This is a genomic window from Actinosynnema sp. NPDC059335, from assembly GCF_042752395.1.
Lineage (GTDB): Bacteria > Actinomycetota > Actinomycetes > Mycobacteriales > Pseudonocardiaceae > Actinosynnema.
In genome coordinates this window covers 53,534-56,087 of record NZ_JBHYXZ010000047.1, presented here as the reverse complement: position 1 = coordinate 56,087, position 2,554 = coordinate 53,534, and the positions used below count along the sequence as shown (strand labels likewise).

Sequence of the window (2,554 nt, the reverse complement as noted above, 5' to 3'; positions counted from 1 at the left end):
GGCGCCGGTCCGGCCGGCCTCGCCGAGCGCGCCCGAGGCGCCGCCGGGCCCGAAGCCGCCCACGCCGCCCAGGCCGCCGCGACCGGCCGCCGCCAGGCCGCCGGGACCACCGCCACCGGGGACGCGGCCCATGCCGCCACCGCCGCCACCCCCGCCGGGGCCGCGGGTGCCGGGGCCGTTCGGCAGGCCGGGACCGGGACGTCCGCCGGGCGGGAAGGGCTGCCGGTTGGGGCCGCCGCCGGGCGGGAAGTAACCGGGCGGGTAGGGGCCGCCGCCACCGCCGCCGGGCAGGTTGGGGTTGCCGCCGCCGGGACCGGGCAGGGTCGTCGTGCCACCGCCGCCGGAGCCGTTCCAGCCGGACTGGTTGGTGTTGCCACCGCCGCCGCCACCGATGCCGCCGCCGCCCGTGCCGCCACCGCCGGGCACGCCGGCGTCGCCGAACCCGGAGCCGCTGCCCGTGCCGTTCCCGGTGCCGCTGGGGATGGTCGGCCGGCCGCCGATCTGCCCGTTGCCGTTCTGGCCGGGGTCGCCGCCGCCGCCCGTGCCGTCCATGGGCGGGGGCGGGGAGAAGGCGGGCATGGTGGAGCCCGACTCCTGGAAGTCCTGCGACATGGTCGTCATGACCTCGGCGGCCCGTTCGTGGGCCTGCTGCTTCTCCTCGAACTTCTGCTCGATCTTGTCGATCGTCTCGGCCCACTTGAACGGGTTGGGCTCGGAGAAGAACATCTTGTAGGCGTCGGCGGTGCTGAACTCGACCGGCTCGGGCATCGCGTTCTTCGCCTGCTCGGCCGCGGTGCTCTGGGCGTACAGCTTGTTGCCGGTGAGCTGCGCGCCCTGCGCCGCGTTGCCGGACCAGGTGGCCACGTTGGTGAAGTAGCCCTGCGCCGCCTCCGCCGCCGAGCCCTGCCAGGCGCCCTTGCTCGCGGCGGTCGCGCTGGTCAGGTTGGCCTGCAGCTCGGCCAGCGTGTTACCGATCTTGGTCCACGCCTCGCCCTGCTCGTTGGCCGTGCTCGGGGCCATGTTCGTGGTGACCATGTCCTTGAGGGTCTTGTGGTCGTAGCCCAGGTAGTGCGAGCCGGCGGGGACGAGCGGCGGCCGGTAGTTCTCCACCACCTGCTCGAGCTGCTGCTCCTGGTCCCGCTGGTACTGCGCGGACTGCTGCTTGTAGCGGATGTAGTCGTCGAGCGTCGTGATGGCGCCGAAGATCCCCGGGTTCTCGGCGCGCGCGCGTTCGTACTCGGCGCGCAGTTGGGCCTCGGTCTGCCCGGCGTAGGTGACCTGCGTCGCCTGGCTGTTGCCCTGCGGCGACGGCGGCGGCCCGGACGGCGGCTGCGAGTTCGGCGGCGTCACGACGTTCTCCCCCCTCGGGTTACTTGGGCAGCTTCGGTTCGATGGCGTTGGCCACGGCGGTCGCGGCATCGCAAGCCTCGGCCTGCGAGGCGTTGGCGGAGGCTCCGACATCGACCCTGGAGTCGGCGGTGACCTCGATGGCGACCAGGCAGGACGACTCCGACGACGGAGCCTTGACGAGCTTCGCCTTGCGCGATCCGACGGTGATGTCCGACAGCTCCTTGCCGACCGCGTCGTCGATCTTGAGCGACGGCTGCGCCTTGACCGTCACGGAAGTGGTCGCGGAGAACTCCGCGTCGCAGGCCTTGCCGTCCGCTTCGATCTCGGTCAGGTTCAACCCGCTCGCCGACCGCAGGGCTTCGCAGGCGTCGAAGTCGGCCAGGGCGTCACCGCCGGTGCTCGGCTTCGTGCCGGTGGTGGTCGCCGCCGCGGTCTCCGTCGGCGTGGAGCCGGTTGTCCCCGGAGTGGGCGTGCCCTCGGTCGTGCACCCGGTGACGACCATCCCGAGCACCGCCGACGCCAGGACGACGCGAGCCGACAGTTTCTTGATCAACTGATCCCACTCTCAGTAGCGCTTGTAGGTACCGGCGTTGGAGTCGTCGACCTCGCGGTAGTTCTCGATCGCCTTCTGGAGGGCAAGCCTCGCCTCTTCGAGTGCGGCTTTCAACTGGTCGACGGCCGGGACGATGCCGGTCGTGCCGGCCCCGCCCTCGGCGCTCTCCTGGTTGTAGCGGGCCATGGCGGTGCCGTCGGGGCTGGTGCCGAGCTTGGTCTCCTGCCGCAGCAGCGCCAGGTCCGCGTCCATCTTGCGCAGGTCCTTCTGGGCCGCCTCGATCGCCTTCAGGTAGGCCTGGGCGCCTTCCTCGCTGATGGCGAACGAGCCCGACTCGGCGGCCTGCTTCAGGCCCACCATGTTGGCCGTCATAGCCTGCATGGACTGTGCGCTCCACGCACCTTCCGCCGCCACGGTTACCCCCTGCGAGTCCGCCGATCCCAGCCGTCACGGTACCTCCGAAAGGAGGACCATGTCTCGGTTTTGACGGTCGCGGCGGACGGCCGGTTCCCCCTGTCACCCGAACGCGCGGAGGCCCTCCCACCGCTGGTGGGGGGGGGGGCGGGCCGCGGCGGGGGGGGGAGGCCCCAAACCCCCACCAGGTGTGGGCAGGGGGGGGGCGGGGGAGGTGTAAAAAAAGACAGCACGCCC

Annotated in this window: 3 protein-coding genes; all 3 read right to left on the bottom strand. The window is 72.4% G+C overall.

The window, feature by feature from the left end:
- Positions 1-1,350: hypothetical protein (locus ACFXGA_RS17230; RefSeq protein WP_378088878.1), on the bottom strand; the 1,350-nt coding region annotated here is incomplete at its 3' end.
- 19 nt (positions 1,351-1,369) lie between these two features.
- Positions 1,370-1,903 carry a DUF3558 family protein gene (locus ACFXGA_RS17225; protein ID WP_378088876.1) on the bottom strand — a complete coding sequence of 178 codons (534 nt, stop codon included), beginning with the start codon at positions 1,901-1,903 and terminating at the stop codon, positions 1,370-1,372.
- Positions 1,904-1,915: 12 nt separating this feature from the next.
- On the bottom strand, positions 1,916-2,284 hold the full coding sequence (locus ACFXGA_RS17220; protein ID WP_378088874.1) for a hypothetical protein: 369 nt from the start codon (positions 2,282-2,284) through the stop codon (positions 1,916-1,918).
- Positions 2,285-2,554: the final 270 nt, after the last annotated feature.

Coding starts and splice junctions, on each gene's coding strand:
- ACFXGA_RS17220 (WP_378088874.1), bottom strand. CDS start 2,284: ATGCAGGCTATGACGGCCAACATGGTGGGCCTGAAGCAGGCCGCCGAG.